Raw genomic sequence first — 22,106 nt, forward strand, 5'->3', positions numbered from 1 at the left:
TTAGGAGAAAAAGCAACGATAAAGAGCCGGAGTATCATAACGTTACAGATCCAGGACGCGCTTGAGATCTGCTGGTTCAAGCCGAAAGGGGGCTCCTTTCCCTTCGAGAAAATGATGTTTCTCCAAAAGGTGAAGAGAGAGATCGCTCACCAGAAGAGGTGTTCCCTGGGGTTGTCCGTCCCGTGCGGTCACGACGGTGGCGTTTATCTTCCGGAAGACACCGTCCTCGAAAGGTGAGGCGAGGCGACCCCGGGCTTCGCTGATGGTGACGATCCACTTTCCGTCCACCGTGACCGGTTCTCCCAGGCCTTTTCTGCCTTCCTCTATAAGGTGCCTTAATTTTTCGGATACCACCTGGAAGGAGAGATCAAGGCGGGAAAACTGTTCTTCGTCTGCCTCGATTATATCAGCCAGACTACGGTGATCGTCGCCGAGGAAGCCATCGGCGGTGATGACTCCGGGTTGCATGTTGGCCTGGGCCTTGCTGTAGTGGGGGGACATCTTCATTTCGCGCTCCTCCTGGTCAGGCAAATTTATCGAAGAAAATATCTTCAGTGTTCATGCTATTATCGGTCATGACGGCCATGCAGGCGTCCAGCATACCCGGACTTCCGCACAGATACCCTTCCTTGGGGAGATCTGAAGAGATCTCCTCTTTCAGGTACCGGTCGAGAACATCCGTGATGAGGCCTGTGGCACCCTTCCAGTCATCCTCCGGCTGGGGTTCGCTCAGGGCCGGGATGAAGTGAAAGGTATCGCAGGTCCGATCCAGCTCTTCCAGCCATTCCAGATAGAAGAGGTCCCGTAGCGAGCGGGCCCCGAAGAAGTACCATATTTCCCGATCCTGAAGGGTCCCCTTGTCGATCATGTCCTGGAAGATACTCTTGAAGGGTGCCATCCCGGATCCCCCGGCGACACAAATCATGGCGGCGCCACTTTGACGCACAGCAAAGTCTCCAAAGGGGCCAACCAGGCGAATCGTGTCTCCCTCTTTCAGATGTTCGTGGACGTAGGTGGTCACAATGCCGCCCGGAACCAGACGAATGAGAAACTCCAGTTCTGTCTTGTTTCCCGGGGGGGATGATATGGAATAGGCCCGCATGGTTCGTTCCTTGACCTTGCCGTAGGGGGGGACCTCAAATTGCCCGTACTGCCCCGAGAGAAACGAGACCTCCCGGCCCTGGGGAAGCGTGCAGAGAACCTCCTTGATATCGTGGGTTACACCCTTGAGGGAGGTAACGGTTGCGGAGAAATCCTGCACGTTAAAGAGCTCTTCAGGTATCTCGATCGATACATCCTGCTTGAGCTTGATCTGGCAGGAGAGGCGGACCTTCTGCTGAAGTTCCTCCTTTGAGAGGTACGGAACTTCGGTGGGCATCACTGGACCGATGTCGCTGTGCACCACAACTTTGCAGGCACCGCAACTTCCGCGTCCACCGCAGGCGGAAGGTACGAAGATGCCTTCCTCGGCCAGGCCGAAGAGCATAGGCTGCCCCCCCTTCAGGGAGAGCTGTTTCCTGCCGCCGTTGATATCCAGGGTTATTTCCCCGTAGTTGTTTACGATCTTGTCGGTGATTGCAATGAGCGCTGCCAGGGCTGCTGCTATGGATCCCACCGCCAGAGGGCCGGTCAAAAAAAGTGCGTTCATATATGGATGCTCCTGTTCACATAGTTCTGTGTATACGGTGCCGGAGGATTATGTGACACCGGCTTTTATTGAACCGCCAGCATTCCCGAAAAGCCAATGAAGGCCATGGCCATGAACCCGATGGTAATCATGGTGAGACCCGGACCTTGAAGAGCTGGAGAGACCTTGGATTTTTCGGTTTTCTTGCGAATCGCCGAAAGCAGCATGATCGCAAGCCACCAGCCCAGCCCGGAGCCGAGACCGTAGACCACTGACTGCAGGAGGGTATACTGGCGAATCTCCATGAAGAGCGAGACACCCAGAATGGCACAGTTTACCGTGATCAGGGGGAGGAAGATCCCCAGGTTCAGATAGAGTGCCTGGGAGACCCTGTCAATGATCATTTCGAGAATCTGAACCACGGCAGCGATGGAAACAATGAAGACAATAAACCGCAGATAGACCAGATCCAGAGGAATGAGAATGTTGTGCAGGATCAACCAGTTGATCGCTGTAGTTACCGTCAGGACCACCGTTACAGCCATGCCCAGACCGTTGGAAGAGCTGGAATCCTTGGAGATTGAGATAAAGGAACACATCCCCAAAAAGTTTGAGAGCAGAATATTGCTCGTTATGATGGATGCAAAAAAGAGCGAAAAGGGATTCAGAAGCGGTTCTGCGTTCATGCTGCAGCTCCTTCCTTGTTCATGATTGTCTTACCGATCCAGATAATGATTCCCAGAAGAAAAAAGGCGCTGGGAGGGGTTACCATGATGATCCAGGGTTCGAAACCCGAGGGGAGGACCGGGAATCCCAGGACTGTTCCAAAGCCCAGAAGCTCCCGCACGAAGGCGATCGTCATGAGAACTCCCATGTAGCCCATCCCGCTGGTTACCCCATCCCAAAGGGAAAGGATGGGAGGATTGCTTTGGGCGAAGGCCTCGGCGCGTCCCATGATAATGCAGTTTGTTATGATAAGCCCCACGTAGGGTCCGAGGGCCCTGCTGATATCGGGCATGTAGGCCCGAAGCAGAATATCCACGATGATAACGTAGAAGGCGATGATCAAGGTCTGGACGATCATGCGAACCTTTCGTGGAATGAGGGTTTTCATCAGTGATACCGTGAGATTCGACATGGCCGTCACAAAAACGACTCCCAGGGTCATGATCAGGGTGTTGATCATGAGGTTTGTCACGGCCAGGGCGGAGCAGATTCCGAGAATCTGCATGAAAATCGGGTTATTCGTCCAGAGGTTTTCCCTCATGATTACTTTCGGGTTGCTCATAACTCCACTCCCAGGGCGGAGGCGATCCGCTCCAGTTCGTTTTTGAAGATCACTCCCATTCGCTCGCTGGTGCGGGTTGCTCCGGTGATCGCATCGATTTTGCCGTTTTCCTTGTCACTGTCGCCCTCGCCCGGAGCGGCCACCCGGATCGTCCCATCGACGATTCGGAGATCCCGGAGCTGTTCCTTGAACCATCTTTCGGTGATGCGACCTCCCAGGCCGGGGGTTTCCGTCTGATCCACGATCTCCAGGCCCCTGGCGCGGGCCATGTCTCCCGTGACCGCCAGAATCCCCTCAATGGGACCCCAGACGCCGGAACCAACAAACTCCTTGGCGTAAACCCTTGTTTCTCCTTCGGTGAAGCGGAAGAGGGTTATTCCGCCCTGTTCCACCTCTTCAACGGTTTTGAAGGCCTTCTGCACCTCGGCAGGGGTGGATGCCTCCACGCCCAGGGCAGAGAGAATCGATCGCTGACGGGTGACTTCCCGGTTCTGCTCCACCCGAGGGGCTGTGCTGTGGTGGGCGAAGGAGAGGAAGAGGACGAAGATAAAGGAGATAAAGAAGGTAAAACCTATGGTGTAGGGTAAACTCTGCTTGTTCATTGGGTTGCTCCCGCTGTTTGAAGTTTCTTTTTCTTCTTTTTCGGAGAGGGCAGGTGCTCGTCCAGAAAGGGGCTGAAGGTGTTTGCCACAAGGATGCCGAAACTTGTTCCTTCGGGAAAACCCGCCAGGGTTCGGACCGTCATGGATACTCCCCCTATCATGAGACCGTAGACAAACTGGGCCAGGGGCTTGTTAGGAGCGGTTATAGGGTCAGTGGCCATGAATACAGTGACGAAGAGGATGCTCCCGCTCATCATGTAGGCCGCCAGGGGAACCAGCGCCGAGAGACCGGGAAAGGATGCCGGGCTTAATCCGGGAATGAGACCTCCAAAGAAGAAGGCTCCTGCCGCTGTAAGTGCTCCCAGGAAGGTAGAGGCCATAGTTTTCCAGTTGGCTGTCTTGGTTGCCACCAGAAAGAGAGCAGCCAGCAGGATAAGGATTACGCTGGATTCGCCCGAGGAGCCTCCCCGGAAGCCCAGGAAAAGGTCCATCAGGGGCGGGATTTCGCCGGTGCGCAGGAGCGCCAGGGGTGTAGCCGCCGTTACCGTGTCAACTCCTGCTGCCTGGGTCGTGCCGAAGAGACCGGAGAAGCCCTGAGGGCCCCGGGAGGCGGGAACGATCCATCCCGCATTGTACGGTACGGGAAAGGAGAGAAAGATAAAGAGCCGCCCCGCTATGGCAGGGTTGAAAATGTTCCTGCCGAAACCGCCGTAGGCCTCTTTTGCCAGGGCTACCGCAAAAACTATTCCCACCAGGGTGATCCACAGGGGCAGGGCCGGCGGAAGCGCCAGCGCGTAGAGCGCGCAGGTTACCAGAACGGCCTCGCTGATTTTCTTCCCCCGCTGGCGAGTAAAAACATACTCCGTGGCGATTCCGCCGGCGAAGACAACCGCCGTTTGTAACAGAACGCTCCAGCCGTAGAGAAGTACCGCGAAAAAAAAGAGCGGTATCAGCGCATAGATAAGGCGCCGCATAACATCCTGTTTTTGAAAATACTGATCGATCACGAGTCCTCCTCAATACTCCATTTAGTATAGCAATAGCTTCCGTTAAAGGTATAGCGGGAAAACAATACATATTTTGTCAGGATTTGTCAGGTAAATCGGTGATCTTCCTTTGACATTATGAGAGGTTTTATTACTTTACAGCGAGACAAGGTCATAACAATATAGAAATACGATTATGAATGAGCTCAGGAGGAGTGCATGAAATCAAGGGTGTTGCTGGATGCTCTGGAACGCGTTCTGGATTCGTCGGGACGGGCGGTGATGGCCACTGTGGACGAGCAGGGTATTCCCCGCCTCCGGTGGATGGTGGCCGGAATGCTTCGGGGTGCTCCGGGCTATGTCTACGCCGTTACGTCGCCAGGATTCAGGAAAGTAAAAGACCTGGAGAAGAACCCCGGAGTATCCTGGATGTTCCAGGATGAGGCTCTGGATGAGATCGTCCATCTGCGGGGGGAAGCCCGGGTTGTGGATAATCCCTCTCTCAAGGCCGATGTTCTTGAGGCCATCGGAAAGGATCTGGCGAACTTCTGGCGTGCCAATGCCATGGAAAGCGATCTGGTTGTCATCGAGACAGTCCCCGATGAGATCGAAGTTTTCTCCGCTTCCCGGGGAGATCGGGTCCGGGGATCCCTGGCTGATTGATCAAGGGGTCGGGGCAACAGAAAACAAGGCAGGGATAACAGAAAGATGAGCGAGAAAAAGAGTCAAAAGATGAGTGATGTTGGAAATTACGACGGCGGGTTCTTGAAGAAACTCCTGAGAGACATGGTGCTTATCAGGAGGTTTGAGGAAAAAACCGCCCAGATGTACGGCCTGAGAAAGATTGGCGGATTTCTTCACCTCTACAACGGGCAGGAAGCTGTAGCTGTTGGAGCCGTTGCCGCCCTGGATCTGGAGAAAGACTATCTGCTCACATCCTACCGTGACCATGGTCACGCTCTGGCAGTTGGTATGGACCCCAAATCTGTCATGGCTGAGCTCTACGGAAAAATTACCGGTTGCTCTCGCGGCAAGGGTGGTTCCATGCACATGTTTGATGCCGAACGCCACTTTCTGGGAGGCAACGGTATTGTGGGGGCCCAGATTCCTATTGCTACGGGAGTGGCCTTCAAGCAGATGTACCATAACGACGGTGGTGTGACCCTCTGTTTTTTCGGGGATGGAGCAATTCATCAGGGAGCATTTCACGAGAGCCTGAACCTGGCGAAGATATGGAACCTGCCGGTGATCTACATTGTAGAGAACAACCAGTTTGGCATGGGCACAGCCGTGAAACGAGTGTCGGGACTGGATGATTTCTCTTTGAAGGCGGCCGGGTATGACCTGCAGGGAAAAGTGGTGGATGGCATGGATGTATTGGCTGTCTACGAGGGAATAAAAGAGGTTACTCTTGATGCCCGGGAAAAGGGAAACGCCTGGCTCCTGGATATTAAAACCTACCGATACAAAGGGCATTCCGCCAGTGATCCTGCAAAATACCGCACCAAGGAAGAGCTGGAGTCCTATAAACAACAGGACCCGATCGTTCAACTCAAGGAACGAATGATTGCCGCAGGGGTTCTTGACGATCAGGACTACCAGGAAATGGACTCTCAGATAAAGAAAGAGGTCCAGGAGGCGGTTGATTTTGCCGAGAAGAGCGCCGAACCGGCTCTCCATACCATGTACGAAGACATTCTGGCGTAACGAGAGCCCAGATCAAGGAGACGAAGATAATGCCGGAAATACAGATGCGTGAAGCGATTCGTCAGGCCATGGATGAGGAGATGGCCCGTGACGAGAACGTCTTTCTTTTGGGCGAAGAGGTGGGCCAATATAACGGGGCCTATAAGGTCAGCAAGGGGCTGCTGGATAAATACGGCGAGCGGCGTGTTCTGGATACGCCGATCGCAGAGCTGGGGTTCACAGGACTCGCTGTGGGAGCAGCCTCGGTGGGGCTTCGGCCCATTGTGGAATGGATGACCTTCAATTTTGCCTTGCTCGCCCTGGACCAGGTGATAAATAACGCTGCCAAGCTTCGTCATATGTCGGGGGGGCAGCTCAAGGTTCCTATCGTTTTTCGGGGTGGAAATGGGCCGGCAGAGTACCTCTCGTCGCAGCACAGTCAGGCCTTGCAGAGTTATTTTGTCCACGTCCCCGGGATCAAGGTAATAGCTCCTTGTACCCCCTACGATGCAAAGGGTCTGCTGAAGACGGCGATCCGCGACGACAACCCTGTGGTAATGTTCGAGAGCGAGATGACCTACGGTCTTGCAGGAGAGGTTCCCGAGGAGGAGTACCTGATTCCCTTCGGAAAGGCTGATATCAAGCGCCAGGGTAGCGATGTAACGCTGATTTCCTTCTCCAAACCCGTTCACATGGCTCTCAAGGCTGCTGACGAGCTGGCTGACATGGGGATCGATGCCGAAGTGGTAGATCTGCGGAGTCTGCGTCCCCTCGACGAAAAGACGATCTACGCCAGTGTGGCCAAAACAAATCGTGCGGTGATTGTCGATGAGGCCTGGCCTGTGGCAAGCGTGGGGTCCCACGTGGGATGGCTGATTTCCAGAAACTGCTTTGATGACCTGGATGCGCCGGTGGAGCTTGTATCGAGTGAAGATGTTCCCATGCCCTATAACCACACGCTGGAGCTGGCGGTGCAACCCACGGTGGAAAAAATCATCGCTGCGGTGAAGCGGGTCACGTACAAGGAGTAGTAAAGATGGCAGAAAAAATACCAATGACGGCGCTTTCTCCCACTATGGAGGAGGGAACAATTGTTAGCTGGAGCAAGAAGGAAGGCGATCCTGTCGTAGCGGGAGATGTGCTCTGCGAGGTGGAAACCGACAAGACCACCGTAGAGTACGAATCGTCCCAGGAGGGGACGCTTCTCAAAATAATCCTGGGAGCTGATGAGCGGGCTGCCGTGGGGCGCACCATCGCCGTGATCGGAGAGTCCGGAGAAGATATCAGCGGTTTCCTGAAAGAGATCGAACAGGAGGGGGCTTCCGGATCAGAGGAGGGCTCCCGAGGTTCTTCGAAGGATGCCCCGAAGCAAGACGGTGGGGCAGAGGGTGCGCCGAAGGAGTCTCCGCAGGAAGCTCCGAGAGAAGAGCCGGTAGAAGAAGTGGTGTCCCGTGATTCGTCTGATTCTGGGGAAGATGATCCTGGGGAAGATGACAGTCTCGGCGCAGGGCGCCAGGGAAGAAGCCCCGCAAGCCCTCTGGCGGTAAAGATGGCTGCCCGGAAAAACGTCCCCCTCCATCTGGTCAAGGGAACCGGTCCGGGGGGCAGGATCGTAAAGCGGGACATCGAAGCGTTTCGAGGTGTTCCGGGAGGCGCGGGTTCCTGGTCAGAAGGTGCCCGGGACGACGCGGCCCATGGCCATGCCGGGGCGATCCAGGACCGGACCGTTCCTGTAGCGGGAGCGAGGGCGGTTATCGCCGAGCGCCTGAGCGAGAGCAAGTTCAGCGCTCCCCACTACTACCTGACCAACTCCGTAGAGATGGATCGTCTCCAGGAACTGCGTTCCGCAATTAACGGCCCGAGCGATGCAAAAATCTCGCTGAACGCTTTTTTTATCAAACTCGTCGCCGAGGCTCTGAAGCGCCATCGGGGAATAAACGCCCTCTGGCAGGGAAAAGAGATTGTTGAGAAGGGAAGTATCGATATCGGTCTTGCCGTCGATGCGGGAAAGGGTCTCATAACGCCGGTGGTGAGAAATTGTGGTGCCCGGGGGGTGCGTGAGATAGATCAGGATCTGCAGGGGCTTATCGAGAAAGCCCGCCAGGGAACGTTGAAATCCCAGGAGTATACAGGTGCGACATTCACGATCAGCAATCTGGGATCCTTTGGAGTGGAAGAGTTTACAGCGATTATTAATCCTCCTGGTTCAGCCATCCTGGCCTTGGGGGCCAGCAAGCCCTCCCCGGTGGTTCGTTCTGATGGATCCCTGGGTGTTGCTACAGTCATGAAGATGACTCTCTCCTGCGATCACAGGGTGATAGATGGAGCAGCGGGAGGTCGGTTTCTTAAGGAGCTTCAGCAGCTTCTGGAAGAGCCGGGCCGGGCGATTCTTTGAGAGGTTCCCAAAGCTCTGGGGATAACACAGGACGGTGGACGATGGTATCGGAGAGGCTGCGGGCCATGGGGGGAACGCAGCCGGATATGAAGGAGAATAACAATGAGTGATCATGACTACGATGTGCTTGTGCTTGGAGCTGGCCCGGGAGGCTATGTGGCGGCGATACGAGCCTCTCAGCTGGGGCTTCGGGCGGGCATCATTGAAAAGGAAGCGCCCGGCGGGGTTTGTCTGAACTGGGGATGTATCCCCTCGAAAGCCCTGATCCATCAGGCCGGACTGGTCCGCTCCGTGGCGGACCTGGAGAAGCTCGGTGCCCGGATCGACCTGGAGGGACTGGATTATGCCGTGGTCCACCGAAAATCCCGTGAAGCAGCCCAAAAACTTTCCAAGGGAGTTCAGGCACTTCTCAAGAAAAACAACGTTGACTACATCAGCGGTTCCGGGGTTATTACAGGCCCTCAGGAAGTTCTGGTGGAGGTGAAATCGGAGGAGAAGACAAAGACGATCAAAGGGAAGCACCTTCTGATTGCCACGGGTTCTCGTCCTCGCGAACTCCCGGGCTTCGAGTTCGATCATGAAAAAGTTCTCTCTTCCCGGGACCTCCTGGGGCAGACGAAGCTACCCAAGAGTCTGGTGATCCTGGGGGCTGGGGCCATAGGGATGGAGTTTGCCTATGTGATGAATGCTTTCGGGGTTCAGGTAACCGTGGTGGAGATGCTGGACCAGATTCTGCCTCTCGAGGACCAGGAGGCGGCCGATGTTGTTGCCAAGGCCTTCAAGCGGTATGGCATAACGGTTCACCTGGGAACCCGAGCGCTCTCGCTGGATACCAAAGGAGAAGGTGTCTCCCTGGTGGTAGAGAAAGATGGGGAGCAGGAGACCCTTCAGGCTGAGCAGTTGCTGGTTGCCGTCGGGCGGGTTCCCAATACCGCAGAAATCGGTCTTGAGACAGTGGGTGTGACCCTCGATCGCGGTTTTGTCACTGTGGGCGATTACGGCCAGACCAGTGTGCCCGGGATTTACGCGATCGGCGATGTGACAGCTTCGCCTCTGCTTGCTCATGTGGCAAGCAAAGAGGGCGAGATAGCCGTGGAACATATGGCGGGGAGAAACCCGGAGAAGCAAATTGATCCCGGGGAGATTCCTTCGGCAGTCTATTGCGAGCCCCAGGTTGCAAGTTTTGGCCTCACCGAGAAGAAAGCGCGCGACCAGGGCCTTGACGTGGAGACAGCGTCTTTTCCCTACCGGGGAGCGGGTAAATCGGTGGCTATCGAGAAGAGCGAAGGACTTGTGAAAATCGTCTATGATCGAGAGACCCGGGAGATTCTCGGGGGCCATGTGGCCGGAGCGGACGCGACAGAGCTCATCCACGAACTGCTCCTGGCAAAGAAATCAGAACTTCTTCCCCAGGATTTGGCCACCATGGTCCATGCCCATCCTACGCTTTCAGAAGCGGTGATGGAAGCGGCCCGTAAAGTCGAGGGGTGGGCTATTCACGGGTAAGACAGGCCTGCCCGTGAACCGGAGGTTGTCAGAAAAATCAGCGACCTCCGGTTTTTCAGTCTTGCCTGTGGTCTTGCGCGCCTTCCGGTGTGTGTTGCAATAACGAAGGGGAAAGGGTATTCTCGCAAACCCATGAGCACCAGTTCTGAGAGGAAAGATCAGGAAGAATCTCCCCGTCAAGGGAGCCCGTTGCCTCCCCCGGGGCAACAGTTTCGTATGCCTCTGGCCCTTCTTCGTGCCAATACGGCATACCTTTTTGTTATTGCCCTGGTAGCGGTGGGCGCGGTTTTACGTCTTACCGGGGGCATTTTTATTCCCTTTGTAATAGCCCTGCTCCTCTCGTTTGTCTTTGCCCCTGTGGTAAGTACGTTGGTGAAGTATCGTGTCCCGCGCTTCCTTGCAATTACGGCAGTTCTGGCGCTCTTTCTCTTCCTGGGCTATCTGGTAGTGCTGGTCCTGTATTCTACGGTGCACAGTCTGCTTCGGGAGTTCCCCAAGTATCAAATGCGGTTTACCGCTCTGCTTCGGGAAGCTATCGAGCAATATAACTTGCCCGCCGATATCGTGAGCCAGCTGGAGATCACCCGGACCGTGGGGAACGCGATAATCTCCTTTTCGGGCAACTTCATGGCCTTCATCAGCGGGTTCATGGTGGTTATTATCTTTCTCCTCTTTTTGCTGGTGGAAAAACCCTATGTGCGCAAGAAGATGGAGCTTGCCTTGGGGAATGAAACACGACGGCGTCTGAACAGGGTGCTGGCGCATATCAACAGTCAGATTGCCCGATATCTGGCGATCAAGATACTGGTGAGTTCCATCACTGCTGTGATCGTCTATGTTCTCTTTACCATCATCAAAGTTGATTTTCCCCTCATCTGGGCGATCATGACGTTTCTTTTCAACTTCATCCCCTCCATTGGTTCTGTGGCGATCACGTTTATTACCGGGGTGTTTGCAGTGATCCAGTTCTTCCCCGACTGGAGTCCCATTCTTGCCACCATAATCGGGATGTCCATCACCCAGTTCACGATTGGAAACGTGGTAGATCCCAAGATGCTGGGGGACCGGTTGAATCTGAGCCCTGTAGTGATTCTTCTCTCCCTTCTCCTTTGGGGGTGGCTCTGGGGTCCTGCCGGGCTTTTTCTGGCGGTTCCCCTCACCGTGGTGATCAAAATTGTTCTCGAGCACATTCCGGGCCTTGAACCCTTTGGAATTCTTATGGGTACCGGTAACTTTGCTCCTCGCCGGGTTCGGCAGGGCCGAAAGAGGCCCGGAACGAGCCCTCCCTGATTCAAACCAGACCTATTGCAGAGAGGAAAACAGAACTGTGGAAACCAACAAGCCCCTTTGCCAGTCTTCGGAAGATACCCCTCTTGCGAGCCGTGAGACGGTGCAGAAGCCTCGCATTCTCACAGGAGATCGTCCTACCGGGAGGCTCCATCTTGGTCACTACGTCGGTTCTTTACAGAACCGGGTAAAGCTCCAGGATCAGTACGAGTGTTTCTTTATTATTGCAGACCTGCATACCCTGACCACCCGCCCCGAAAAAACCGCTATCCAGGAGATCGCCGGGAACGCTCGGGAAATGGTGCTGGACTACCTGGCGGCCGGTGTCGACCCCCAAATTTCTACAGTGTATCTCCAAAGTGCGGTGCCCGAGATATACGAACTGAACCTTCTCTTCGAGATGCTTGTGACCGTTCCCCGCCTTCAAAGGCTCCCCAGTCTGAAAGACATGGCGCGCAGTGCAAACTTGCAGGAGATGCCCTTCGGGCTTTTGGGGTACCCGATCCTTCAAAGCGGTGACATTCTGCTTCCCCGGGCGCACCTGGTGCCGGTGGGGAAGGACAACGAAGCTCACGTAGAGCTGACCCGCGAGATTGCCCGCCGTTTCAACCACCTCTACGGTGAGGTCTTTCCGATTCCTGAGGTCCTGGTGGGAGATGTCCCCACTCTGGTAGGGACCGACGGCAAGGCAAAAATGTCGAAATCGCTGAACAATACAATTTATCTCTCCGATGATGCCACGGCTGTGGAGAAAAAAGTCCGGGGTATGTTCACCGATCCCAACCGAGTCAGTGCTGATGTGCCAGGTACCGTCGAGGGAAACCCCGTGTTTATCTACCATCGAATCTTCAATCCCGACACGGCCGAGGTGGCAGATCTGGAAGAACGCTACCGGTCCGGCACAGTGGGGGATGTGGAAGTAAAACAGCGTCTGGCAGAGGCTCTGAACCGATTTCTGGACCCTCTCCGGGAGCGCCGCGCTGCCTACGAGGCTGAAAAAGGCCTGGTGGACAAGATTATCCTGGAGGGGACCCTGCGGGTTCGCGAGGAAGCTCGTCAGACCCTTGCGGAGGTTCGGAAGGCCACCGGTCTGGGCGGAGTTTGGAACAGTATTCGCCGCAAGGCAGAGAAGGCGGCCCGATAAGGATGGATTCATCTCTGGCCGGGGTAGCTCTGTCGCAGGCCCGGTTGGCCCAGTTCCGGGAGACGGTCTGGGCTGTGTATCACCGTCATTACCGACCCATGGAGTGGCGCAGCGATCCCTCGCCGTACCGGGTTTTTATCTCGGAGATTATGCTCCAGCAAACGCAGGTTTCCCGGGTAGCTCAAAAGTTTCCTCCCTTCGTTGAGCGTTTCCCCGGGTTTCGGGAGCTTGCAGAGGCGCCTTTTCCTGAGGTTCTCACTGTTTGGAGTGGCCTGGGGTACAACCGCCGTGCCCGCTACGCCCAGGAATCGGCCCGAAAAATTCTGGAAGACCAGGGGGGGCATCTACCTCGAGACACCAAGGTGCTTCAGACCCTGCCGGGGATCGGGCCAAATACGGCTGGTTCCATCGCGGCCTTTGCCTTTAACGAGCCGGTCGTTTTTATCGAAACAAACATCCGGCGAGTCTTTCTGGAACATTTTTTCCCCCATCGGGAGAAGGTCCACGACAGGGAGATCCTTCCGTTGGTCGAGGCGGCTCTGGAGAAAGATCGCTCCCGGGAGTGGTATTGGGCACTCATGGACTACGGTGTTCTGTTGGCGCGGACCGGCAAGAATGCAAACCGGCGCAGTGCCCACTACGCGGTCCAGTCGCCCTTCGAGGGGAGCGATCGGCAGATTCGGGGAGCCCTCCTGAGGCTGTTGCTGGAAAAGGGGGAGGTTGTGGCCCAGGAAATCCCGGAGTATTTGGGGGTGGCTCCCGAGCGGGCCGATTCTGTCCTTGATCGGCTCGCCCGGGAGGGCCTTCTGGAGCAGAACGGTCAGGGAAGGGTCTGCCTCATTTCGTGACCGTTCATTTTTCCAGAAGCGACACCCGGAGTTATGTCTCGACAGCTTCCTGAACGAGGGCCCGTTGCCAACGGATCATCCGCTCTGCCAGGGGTCGGTTGTCACCGGCACAGTCTGCCAGGATTCGAAAGACCGGTTCGGTCCCGCTCCCCCGCATCCAGAGAGAGGCGCGCGTTCTTCCCCGATCATCGAGAAAGGCTATTCGCAGCCCTCCTGTTTCCCTGGCTGTGCGATTCCCGGGCCCCCGGGTTGCCCGGGTTCCTTCGTAGTTCCAGATTTCCCAGGTTGTGACCCCCAGCGTCTCGGCGAGTTCCCGTTCAAGCGGCGCAATTTTTCGGGGAACCAGAGACTCGTAGCGCGCCTTCAGATCCTTGTGGGAGCAGGATCCGACGTGCATCTTTGCCAGAGGATCGTCAGTTTCGATGGTGGTGTACCGGGGAAGAAGGTTCACCACCTCCGAGAGCAGAAGCGGTCCACCCGGGGGCAAAGTGATTTGGCACCGCTCTGCCAGGATGCGCTCCAGGGAGAAGGCGTGGAACTTCATCATGGCCAAAACGGTGCTCAGGGGGTCTCGCACCGTAGCAGGCGGTACGATCGCGCCGCCATTGGACCCCTCGCCCAGGACAGGAACGCACCAGCCCTGGTCCTGCTTCTCCCGGGCCAGGGAGATTACGTTGGCCTCGCCCACCTCGGCACGAAAAAGAGTTGCCCCGAACCAGTCTGCGATTTCGTCGATTCTGGACGAGGTGGGGCCATTTGCAACAAGGCAGACCCGCTTTGGGGCCTCGCCCTTCCGATGAAGCCAGGCCAGTTCTGCTGTTACCACCAGCGCAAAGACCTCCTGGGCCTCCAGAGAGACGGCCTTGCCGGTTTTGTCCATGAAGATCAGGTTTCCCCGGTCTCCGTCGTTATCGGGAGCGTAGCCGATCTGGAAAGCCGGATCCTGACGATGGTGCCGTTCCAGGAGTTGTGCTGCCGGCGCCAGTCCGGGGCCTTCGGGAAGAATCTGGTTGCGAATCATCCCGGGTTCATCGTTCTGGAGGACCAGACGGGCGCCCAGCCAGGGGAACAGCGTGCGGTCTACGCTGGTGGTGCGGGCGCTGCCGTTCAGATCAGCGACGATTCCCAGAGGACGTTCTGCCAGGGCCCTTCGCAGGGGAACAAGGAACTCCTGTTCCAGCGAGCTTTCGGGCTCCTCCCCTGGTGGTGTTCCGCTGGCAACGGCCAGGGCAAAGCGGCGGTAGGATTCCCGGGCCGCTTCCTTATGGGCCGGGCCGGCCTGATCGAGCTCGGCCAGGACTTTCCGGGAGACGGCCATCGCTTGTTCCAGAACAGGCAGGGCCTCTTTCTGGTTCGGGGCAAGGGCCCGGAAGGTGTCGATCAGGCCCCAGGCTGCGGATCCGGGCAGGACGGCCCCGTCGGAGAGGCCAAACTTGAAGCCGTTGTACCCGAGCGGGTTGTGGCTGGCGGTGACATAGAAAAACCCCCGCAGGGCGTCGTTTTGTTTCGTGTAGGCCAGGATCTCTGGCGTGGTGCAAACTCCCAGCCATTCCAGGGAAATTCCTTCAGCCAGGAACGCTCTCATGGCGGCCTCGGCAATTGCCGGACCCGTTGGGCGGGTGTCCGTGGCGATAGCCACCGTGAGAGGTCTTGTGGGGTCATGATCCTTGAGATGTCTGGCAAAGACCGTTGCTCCCAGAATTACCAGATCCCGCTGAGCCGGTGATATGGCCGGAGAGGATGAGTCCTGGTCGGTGCCAAAACAAAGCCTCCAGCCCGAGGCCGAGAGAACCATCTGTTGCAGAATCGTTTCCCGCTCCGGGCTGGTGCTGAATTGCCCGGAGCTGTGATGATTTATTGTATTCATAGGCGGAGTATACCAAAGAGGTTGATCTTTTCCACCAGCGCTGGCGATAATGGGAGGAAAGTAGGCAAGGTGGAAGGTACATGAAAAAAATTTTGGTCATCGATGAGTCCCAGCTTTTTCGGGACTACCTCAAACGGAAGCTGGAAGATTACGGATTTACCGTCTTTACCGCCGTGAGCGGCCTCGATGGGGCAACCAAGTTGCGGCGGGAGTTGCCCGATCTGCTCATCTCCGATTTCCATCTGAGCCGGAAGCCGATTACCGAGTTGCTCCGGGAAAAGCAGGCTAACCGTAATACCCAGGAGATTCCCGTCATTATCGCTTCTTCCAAGGTTGATCGAGCCTCTCTCGTCTCGGTGGCACCCTACAAAATCAAGAAGTTTCTTACCAAGCCCCTTCGGGTAGACGCGCTCCTCAAGGCTGTAGGTGAGACCCTGGACGTCTCTGTCACTATCGATGAAACTCCGTGCATCATCGAGGCTCACGTCAACGACGACATCATCTTCATCGAGGTTGCCCAGGGGATCAACCGTGAGAAGGTGGACCTCTTGAGATACAAGCTGACCGAATTGATTGACCTCTACGATCTGACAAATCCCAAAGTGCTCATCATGATGTCCGGTCTGGAGCTTACCACGGCCGATTCAATCAAGCTCTCAGCGCTGCTTACCACTATCGTAGGTGCCACAGGGGTGATGAAGCGCTATTGCAAGGTTCTCACCAAGGATTCCCTTGTGCGGGATTTTGTGTCCCACCGGCCGGATTTCTCCGGGATCGAGGTAACAGGAAATCTCGACGCGATTATGGACGGCCTTTTGGGAAAAAAAGTGGGTGGTCCCATTCTGGAACAGAAGAACGATGCCCGGGACGATCTGGTCCAGAGAAGTGCTCCCAAGAAGGATCGGGAAGAAGCGATCAACATGCGCTTCGAGGAAGAGCGTGCTCCCGCCAGGGATTTCTCCAACCTGGGAGACAATATCCGCGTCTCAATCGTTGACGATGACCTCATTATCCAGGAACTGATCAAGGCTGCCTTCTCCGATACCCGCGTGACAATAGATACCTACGACAACGGAAAGCGTTTTGTCGAGAGTTCCCTGGGGCGAGAGTCGGACCTGGTCTTTCTGGACCTGATGATGCCCGAGATGGATGGATTTCAGGTTCTCAGGGCTCTGAAAGAGGAACAAACCAGGCTTCCAATCGTAGTCCTTTCGGCCCTTTCGAAGCGCGAGACGGTCCTGGAGGCGCTCAAAATGGGGGTGACCAGTTACATGATCAAACCCTTGAAACCCCAGGATATCCGGACGAAAGCATCGGAAATTCTGCAGCTGAACTTTTAGGTGTCCATGGAAGATCATTCGGGCCGCAGGTTTCAGGTTGTCTTTGAACATTCTCCCATAGGCCTGGTGATCATGGACGGATCCGGCCGGATCGAGTATGCCAACCAGGCGGTTCGCACCTTCCTCGGATGCGACGAGAAGGATCTTGCCGGAGGATTTCTTACGGCCTATTCCCACTGGGATGATTCAGATTTCTTCCAGACGCTCTTTTCCGAACTCCTTGAAGGAGACCGGGATTCCTTTCAGGTTGTATCCCGCTGCAGGCCCCGAAATCAGCAGGAGGCCTGGTGGCGGGTTGATATCCGGGCCGTCCACGCTCCCGGTCAGGATCCCTTTCTTCTGGGAGTGATTGACGATGTAACATCCCAAAAAAATGATGAGGAGCGGCTTCGCCGGGGAAAGGAGACCGCCGAGGCAGCAACACGGACAAAAAGCGCCTTCCTGGCTAACATGAGCCACGAGATACGGACCCCCCTGCACACAATCAACGCTGTCTCGGAGCTTCTTCGCGAGACCAACCTCGACGAAGAACAGATTGAATACCTTCAGCAAGTGCTTTTTGCCGGCGATGTTCTTCTGGGGCTCATAAACGACATTCTTGACTTTTCCAAGATTGAGGCGGGGCGGCTTCAGCTGGAATCCATCGTCTATGATCCGGTGAAGACCATCGAGGACGCTGTGGACATGGTGAGCATGCAAGCTCACCGCAAGGGTCTGGAAGTCATCCTTGCGGTTGAACAAGGGATCCCGCAGACGGTCCGGGGTGATCCTGCCCGTCTGCGCCAGGTTCTGGTAAATCTGGTCAATAACGCCACGAAGTTCACCGAGAGGGGATATATCAGAATCTCTGCCGAGCGACGCGCCGTTTCCGAAGGCGATGTGCTATTGGTCCAGGTCCGGGACACGGGGATCGGGATCGATCCATCCCGTCAGGACAGGCTTTTTAAACCCTTCAGTCAGGTCGATGCCTCAATGACCCGCAAGTTTGGCGGAACCGGCCTGGGGCTGTCCATCTCCCGTGATCTTGTCGGCATGATGGGAGGTCGCATCGGGGTGAAGAGCCGTCCCGAAGTGGGGTCCAACTTCTGGTTTTCCCTTCCCCTGGATGTGGTAGAGGAGGGGTCTGCCGATCACGCGGTGCCTGGCAACCTTCCTCCGGGGAGTGGAGCACTGATCGTGGACGACAATCCCGAGAGCGTCCGGGTCATTGGAAGGGTTCTTGCCTCCTGGGGAATGAAATCGCGTGCCGCTTCCAGCGGGGCTGAGGGAATTGCTGCGCTTCGCGAAGCGTCACGGTCGGGGTCGATCTTTTCCTTTGTCCTCGTCGATCTCATGCTTTCCGATATGGACGGCTGGCAATTGGCTTCGGAAGTCCGCAATGATGAACGAATCGAGGCGATGCCCCTGATTCTCATGACTCCCACGGGCATGAGTACGGGCGAGGCAAAGATGAAACTTCTCCATTGGTTCGATGGCTACATCAGTAAACCCGTGAAAAAAGGGCTTCTTTCACAGACGGTTTCGGAGGTCCTCTCGGGAGGGTTGGAGGAGCTGCAGGAGGTCTCCGAGGAGGACCTGCGTCAGGAGAATTCTCCAAAGCAACGAAGCACTTCCTTGCCCGAGACGGTCCTGATCGCCGAAGATCATTTTGTGAATCAGCAGCTTTTTCAGACAATTCTCGAAAAAAGAGGCTTTCGGACAATTCTTGCGGCCGATGGAGTAGAGGCGGTTCGGTGCGTTCAGGAATTTTCGGGAATCGGGCTCATTTTTATGGATGTGCAGATGCCGAATATGAACGGTTACGACGCAACGATTCGAATCCGGGAGATGGGGTTCTCTACTCCCATTGTTGCTGTTACGGCAAATGCCTTGGCAGGAGACCGGGACCGTTGTGTGCGGGTCGGGATGGATGATTACATGACCAAGCCCTTCAAGAAGTCTGATATTGATGACGTTCTTCTGCGACTCCAGGAGAAAGGGTTTTTCTCGTCTGCTCCAGACTCAGTGGAAGAGATCGCTGGAGGAGGGTTCGTGGAGGATGCTCTGGATCTTGAGGAACTGGAATCTCCTGAGGGTGATCCCATCATGGATGAGGCTGAAGCAGTTGGAGGAGTTGAAGAAGTGGAGGGAAACCCTATTGATTACGCAGCCGCTGTTGAGGCGTTTATGGGCGATGAGGCAACGGCGCAACGGGTGATCCGGCAGTTCTCGGAACGACTTCCCGGACAAATCGAGAAAATTCGGGAGGACCTTCGCGAGAGCCGTTTCGAGGAAGCCCGTATCACCGCTCACGCGATAAAGGGAGGGGCCTGGAACCTCTCCTGCTCCGACCTGGGGGATGCGGCGAGACAACTCGAGGAAGCCTGTGCAGGGAAGAACCGGGATCAGGCCGAGATTGATCTGCCTGGTGTGCAAAAACAGGTGGGGCGCTTCGTCCGATACGTTGAGGAAGAGAATTTCTCCTCTTCCCTGTAACCGCGACGGTTCCCGGTTGTTGTAATGGGTGAGATCATTGTTGGTTTCTGTTCAACCCCCGGGGATTTCACCTCCTTTCCCCCGGGGGTTTTTTCTTTTTTACCTCTCCACATATTCCATATATTTCGCTTTCCGCAGGATTCCAGCTGCTTTCCGCCTTCGGTCCCTGGTCTGCGGTGTCGGGTCTGCCGGGGCTCTTCACGATTCCGGGAGGGTAGGCGATCACCGGGCAGGAACGTTATAGTGGAGGATCAAGAAGCGTCAACTCGAAGTTAAGGAGAGCCGTGTGATGAACGATGGGGTGCAAACAAACAGTTTTGGTGTGCGGAAGAGCCTGGACACGCCCTTGGGGAGGGTAAGTTATTTCAGTCTTGAGGCGCTGGCCGATCAGGGATTTCCCGGTATCAGAGGCCTTCCTTTTTCTGTTCGTGTCCTGCTCGAATCGGTCCTTCGCAACGAGGAGGGCTTCGCCGTTACCCGGGATCATATTACATCGCTGGCTTCCTATTGTCCGGCGAATCCAGCCAGGGACGAAATCCCCTACAAGCCAGCCCGGGTGCTTCTGCAAGACTTCACAGGGGTACCCAGTGTGGTTGATCTGGCGGCCATGCGCAGCGCCATGGCCCGTCTCGGAAAAGATCCGGAGCGTATCAATCCCCAGCTTCCGGTCGACCTCGTCATTGACCATTCCGTCCAGGTAGACCATTTCAACAGTCCCCAGGCGCATCAACAAAATACAGATCTGGAGTTTTCCCGCAACCGCGAACGCTACGAGTTTTTGCGGTGGGGACAGGGAGCGTTCCGGAACTTCTCGGTGATCCCCCCGGCCAGCGGGATCTGTCATCAGGTAAACCTGGAGTATCTGGGGAAAGTCGTGCAGGTTGCCCGGGACAGCTCGGGGGAAGAGGTCGCTTTTTTTGATTCCCTGGTCGGCACCGACAGTCACACTCCGATGATCAATGGTCTGGGAATTATCGGTTGGGGGGTCGGAGGCATCGAGGCCGAGGCCGCGATGTTGGGGCAGCCAATTTATGTCCTCTCTCCTGCTGTGGTGGGGGTGAGGATAACGGGGCAGCTCAAGCCGGGAATCACCGCTACTGATTTGGTTCTTCGCGTAACCCAGATGTTGAGGGACCATGGCGTTGTGGGGAAGTTCGTGGAGTTCTTTGGCCCCGGTCTTGAAGAAATGACCGTTCCCGACCGGGCAACAATCTCCAATATGGCGCCCGAATACGGTGCAACCATGGGGTTTTTCCCGGTAGATCAGAAAACACTGGACTATCTCTGGTCGACTGGCCGGAGCGAGGCGCTTATCAAGACGGTAGAGCTCTACTGCCGGGCCCAGGGGATGTTCCGCACCGCCGATTCGCCGGATCCCGAGTTTGAGACGGTGCTCCATCTGGAGCTTGGAGAGATCGAGGCGAGTCTGGCCGGGCCCAAGCGGCCCCAGGACCGGATCACCGTGAAGGAGTTGAAAAATTCCTGGCAAAAGCTCCTGACCGCTCCTGTGGAAGAGCGGGGCTTTGGCCTTGCCCCGGAAAAAGCGACACAATCTTCCCCCCTGGATCTCCAGGCCGACAGGATCGGCCACGGGTCACAGGTGAAGCAGGACGCAAAGAAATCCCTCACCCACGGTGATGTGGTGATCGCTTCAATCACCAGCTGTACCAATACCAGCAATCCCAGCGTCCTGCTGGGAGCTGCCTTGCTGGCAAAGAAGGCCTGGGAACGGGGACTACGCCACAATCCCTGGGTGAAGACCAGTTTTGCCCCTGGTTCGGTGGTGGTCACGGAGTATCTCCAGCGGACAGGGCTCATGGAATACCTTGAAAAAATGGGGTTTTTCCTCGTGGGCTACGGCTGCCTCACCTGTATCGGTAACAGCGGGCCGCTTCCTGCGCCGGTGGCGCAGGCCGTGGAGGAGGGCGATCTTGTTGTGGCCGGAGTGCTTTCGGGAAACCGCAATTTCGAGGGCCGGATCAACCCTCATACCAAGGCAAACTTCTTGGCATCTCCGCAACTGGTTGTCGCCTATGCCCTGGCGGGAACGGTGAACATCAACCTCGACGAGGATCCCCTGGGCCACGATGAAGAGGGTAATCCCGTATACCTCCGGGAGATATGGCCAGCCCCGGAGGAGCTCCAGGGATATCTTGCGAAGGCCCTGGACAGGGATGCCTTTATCGACAGTTATCGTGATGTGGAACAGTCCAATTCCCAGTGGAACTCGATTCCCGCGAGCCGGGAGGCAATCTATCCCTGGAATCAGGAATCAACCTACATCCAGGAGCCTCCTTTTTTTCAGGAGATGTCCCTGAAGGTTGATCCCATTGGTGCGATCGAGCATGCAGCGGTCCTGGTTATGGCGGGTGACAGCATTACGACCGATCATATCAGCCCTGCCGGAGCAATCGACCCGACGAGTCCTGCCGGGGAATACCTGCAGGACCTGGGAGTGGAGAGGGATGATTTTAACTCCTATGGAAGCCGACGGGGTAATGACAGGATCATGACCAGGGGGACCTTCGCCAATATTCGTTTCAGAAACCTCCTTGTTCCTGAAACAGAGGGATCCAGAACGATCCATATGCCTACGGGCGAGGAGGTCAGCATTTTTGAGGCCGCTCGCCGCTACAGGAAGGCCCAGACGCCCACGATCATCCTGGCGGGCAAGGACTATGGCATGGGAAGTTCCCGGGACTGGGCTGCAAAGGGGACCCAGCTTTTGGGAGTGAAAGCCGTGATTGCCGAGAGTTACGAGCGGATCCATCGCAGCAACCTCGTTGGAATGGGCGTGCTGCCTCTTCAGTTTCTTCCCGGTGAGAGCGCTCGATCCCTGGGGTTGACCGGTCAGGAGATTTTTTCCATCGCCATCGATGATTCTCTGGAACCGGCCCAGACAATAGGGGTTACTGTTTTGTCCGGGGATGGGGCTTCCCGAGAGTTTTCAGCGATCTGCCGGATTGATACCCCTGTGGAGGTTGTCTACTATCGGAACGGGGGAATTCTGAAAACGGTGCTCAGGTCTCTGGCCGAAAAAGGATGATTGATTCCA

18 protein-coding genes are annotated in these 22,106 nt (G+C 56.1%); 11 read left to right on the forward strand and 7 right to left on the reverse strand.

Annotated elements, in window-relative coordinates; genetic code table 11:
• Positions 1-42: 42 nt before the first annotated feature.
• The 6 genes from BW950_RS01815 to BW950_RS01840 form a co-directional block, all read right to left on the reverse strand.
• A complete protein-coding gene (locus BW950_RS01815; RefSeq protein ID WP_076487590.1) occupies positions 43-507 on the reverse strand; it encodes a hypothetical protein in 465 nt (154 codons plus the stop codon).
• A gap of 16 nt (positions 508-523) precedes the next feature.
• Positions 524-1,648 (reverse strand): NADH:ubiquinone reductase (Na(+)-transporting) subunit F, encoded by a 1,125-nt coding sequence (locus BW950_RS01820; protein ID WP_076487591.1) that lies wholly within the window; start codon positions 1,646-1,648, stop codon positions 524-526.
• Between the two features lie 65 nt (positions 1,649-1,713).
• Positions 1,714-2,313, reverse strand: coding sequence for an Rnf-Nqr domain containing protein (locus BW950_RS01825; protein WP_076487592.1), 600 nt, complete (start codon positions 2,311-2,313; stop codon positions 1,714-1,716).
• Positions 2,310-2,915: an NADH:ubiquinone reductase (Na(+)-transporting) subunit D gene (locus BW950_RS01830; protein ID WP_076487593.1), complete on the reverse strand. Its 606-nt coding sequence runs from the start codon at positions 2,913-2,915 to the stop codon at positions 2,310-2,312. Before BW950_RS01830 ends, BW950_RS01825 begins: the two co-directional genes overlap by 4 nt.
• Entirely contained in the window at positions 2,912-3,517 is a 606-nt protein-coding gene (locus BW950_RS01835; protein ID WP_076487594.1) for an FMN-binding protein, read from the reverse strand. The genes BW950_RS01830 and BW950_RS01835 overlap by 4 nt, the downstream gene beginning before the upstream one ends.
• Positions 3,514-4,524, reverse strand: coding sequence for an RnfABCDGE type electron transport complex subunit D (locus BW950_RS01840; protein ID WP_200796778.1), 1,011 nt, complete (start codon positions 4,522-4,524; stop codon positions 3,514-3,516). Before BW950_RS01840 ends, BW950_RS01835 begins: the two co-directional genes overlap by 4 nt.
• A 198-nt stretch (positions 4,525-4,722) precedes the next feature.
• On the opposite strand from BW950_RS01840, the gene BW950_RS01845 reads away from it, so the two are divergent.
• The 8 genes from BW950_RS01845 (at position 4,723) to BW950_RS01880 (ending at position 13,369) form a co-directional block, all read left to right on the forward strand.
• Positions 4,723-5,166 carry a pyridoxamine 5'-phosphate oxidase family protein gene (locus tag BW950_RS01845; protein WP_076487595.1) on the forward strand — a complete coding sequence of 148 codons (444 nt, stop codon included), beginning with the start codon at positions 4,723-4,725 and terminating at the stop codon, positions 5,164-5,166.
• A 45-nt stretch (positions 5,167-5,211) separates the two neighbouring features.
• Entirely contained in the window at positions 5,212-6,210 is a 999-nt protein-coding gene (pdhA, locus tag BW950_RS01850) for a pyruvate dehydrogenase (acetyl-transferring) E1 component subunit alpha (RefSeq protein WP_234968999.1), read from the forward strand.
• 11 nt (positions 6,211-6,221) lie between these two features.
• Positions 6,222-7,220 carry a pyruvate dehydrogenase complex E1 component subunit beta gene (locus tag BW950_RS01855; protein ID WP_268759555.1) on the forward strand — a complete coding sequence of 333 codons (999 nt, stop codon included), beginning with the start codon at positions 6,222-6,224 and terminating at the stop codon, positions 7,218-7,220.
• 5 nt (positions 7,221-7,225) lie between these two features.
• On the forward strand, positions 7,226-8,584 hold the full coding sequence (locus tag BW950_RS01860; protein ID WP_076487597.1) for a dihydrolipoamide acetyltransferase family protein: 1,359 nt from the start codon (positions 7,226-7,228) through the stop codon (positions 8,582-8,584).
• Between the two features lie 102 nt (positions 8,585-8,686).
• Positions 8,687-10,090, forward strand: a complete 1,404-nt coding sequence (gene lpdA / locus BW950_RS01865) for a dihydrolipoyl dehydrogenase (RefSeq protein WP_076487598.1) — start codon at positions 8,687-8,689, stop codon at positions 10,088-10,090.
• Between the two features lie 132 nt (positions 10,091-10,222).
• On the forward strand, positions 10,223-11,380 hold the full coding sequence (locus BW950_RS01870; protein WP_083943642.1) for an AI-2E family transporter: 1,158 nt from the start codon (positions 10,223-10,225) through the stop codon (positions 11,378-11,380).
• A gap of 100 nt (positions 11,381-11,480) precedes the next feature.
• The gene (gene trpS, locus BW950_RS01875; RefSeq protein WP_076487769.1) at positions 11,481-12,521 is read left to right on the forward strand and encodes a tryptophan--tRNA ligase; all 1,041 of its coding nucleotides are present in this window, start codon (positions 11,481-11,483) and stop codon (positions 12,519-12,521) included.
• Positions 12,522-12,523: 2 nt separating this feature from the next.
• Positions 12,524-13,369 (forward strand): HhH-GPD family protein, encoded by an 846-nt coding sequence (locus BW950_RS01880; RefSeq protein ID WP_076487600.1) that lies wholly within the window; start codon positions 12,524-12,526, stop codon positions 13,367-13,369.
• 31 nt (positions 13,370-13,400) lie between these two features.
• Here the strand turns inward: BW950_RS01880 and BW950_RS01885 are convergent, their stop codons facing one another.
• Entirely contained in the window at positions 13,401-15,236 is a 1,836-nt protein-coding gene (locus BW950_RS01885) for a hypothetical protein (protein WP_076487601.1), read from the reverse strand.
• 80 nt (positions 15,237-15,316) lie between these two features.
• On the opposite strand from BW950_RS01885, the gene BW950_RS01890 reads away from it, so the two are divergent.
• The 3 genes from BW950_RS01890 to acnA all read left to right on the forward strand — a co-directional run bounded on the left by BW950_RS01890 (position 15,317) and on the right by acnA (position 22,097).
• Positions 15,317-16,576: a response regulator gene (locus tag BW950_RS01890; RefSeq protein WP_076487602.1), complete on the forward strand. Its 1,260-nt coding sequence runs from the start codon at positions 15,317-15,319 to the stop codon at positions 16,574-16,576.
• Positions 16,577-16,582: 6 nt separating this feature from the next.
• A complete protein-coding gene (locus BW950_RS01895) occupies positions 16,583-19,051 on the forward strand; it encodes a PAS domain-containing hybrid sensor histidine kinase/response regulator (RefSeq protein ID WP_143559089.1) in 2,469 nt (822 codons plus the stop codon).
• A gap of 289 nt (positions 19,052-19,340) precedes the next feature.
• Positions 19,341-22,097 (forward strand): aconitate hydratase AcnA, encoded by a 2,757-nt coding sequence (gene acnA / locus BW950_RS01900; protein WP_076487604.1) that lies wholly within the window; start codon positions 19,341-19,343, stop codon positions 22,095-22,097.
• Positions 22,098-22,106: the final 9 nt, after the last annotated feature.

Source organism: Alkalispirochaeta americana, from assembly GCF_900156105.1.
GTDB classification, from domain to species: Bacteria; Spirochaetota; Spirochaetia; order DSM-27196; family Alkalispirochaetaceae; genus Alkalispirochaeta; species Alkalispirochaeta americana.

Coding starts and splice junctions, on each gene's coding strand:
- lpdA (WP_076487598.1), top strand. CDS start 8,687: ATGAGTGATCATGACTACGATGTGCTTGTGCTTGGAGCTGGCCCGGGA.
- BW950_RS01895 (WP_143559089.1), top strand. CDS start 16,583: ATGGAAGATCATTCGGGCCGCAGGTTTCAGGTTGTCTTTGAACATTCT.
- BW950_RS01835 (WP_076487594.1), bottom strand. CDS start 3,517: ATGAACAAGCAGAGTTTACCCTACACCATAGGTTTTACCTTCTTTATC.
- pdhA (WP_234968999.1), top strand. CDS start 5,212: ATGAGCGAGAAAAAGAGTCAAAAGATGAGTGATGTTGGAAATTACGAC.
- BW950_RS01830 (WP_076487593.1), bottom strand. CDS start 2,915: ATGAGCAACCCGAAAGTAATCATGAGGGAAAACCTCTGGACGAATAAC.
- BW950_RS01890 (WP_076487602.1), top strand. CDS start 15,317: ATGAAAAAAATTTTGGTCATCGATGAGTCCCAGCTTTTTCGGGACTAC.
- BW950_RS01885 (WP_076487601.1), bottom strand. CDS start 15,236: ATGAATACAATAAATCATCACAGCTCCGGGCAATTCAGCACCAGCCCG.
- BW950_RS01825 (WP_076487592.1), bottom strand. CDS start 2,313: ATGAACGCAGAACCGCTTCTGAATCCCTTTTCGCTCTTTTTTGCATCC.
- BW950_RS01820 (WP_076487591.1), bottom strand. CDS start 1,648: ATGAACGCACTTTTTTTGACCGGCCCTCTGGCGGTGGGATCCATAGCA.
- BW950_RS01815 (WP_076487590.1), bottom strand. CDS start 507: ATGAAGATGTCCCCCCACTACAGCAAGGCCCAGGCCAACATGCAACCC.
- BW950_RS01860 (WP_076487597.1), top strand. CDS start 7,226: ATGGCAGAAAAAATACCAATGACGGCGCTTTCTCCCACTATGGAGGAG.
- BW950_RS01845 (WP_076487595.1), top strand. CDS start 4,723: ATGAAATCAAGGGTGTTGCTGGATGCTCTGGAACGCGTTCTGGATTCG.
- BW950_RS01870 (WP_083943642.1), top strand. CDS start 10,223: ATGAGCACCAGTTCTGAGAGGAAAGATCAGGAAGAATCTCCCCGTCAA.
- acnA (WP_076487604.1), top strand. CDS start 19,341: ATGAACGATGGGGTGCAAACAAACAGTTTTGGTGTGCGGAAGAGCCTG.
- BW950_RS01880 (WP_076487600.1), top strand. CDS start 12,524: ATGGATTCATCTCTGGCCGGGGTAGCTCTGTCGCAGGCCCGGTTGGCC.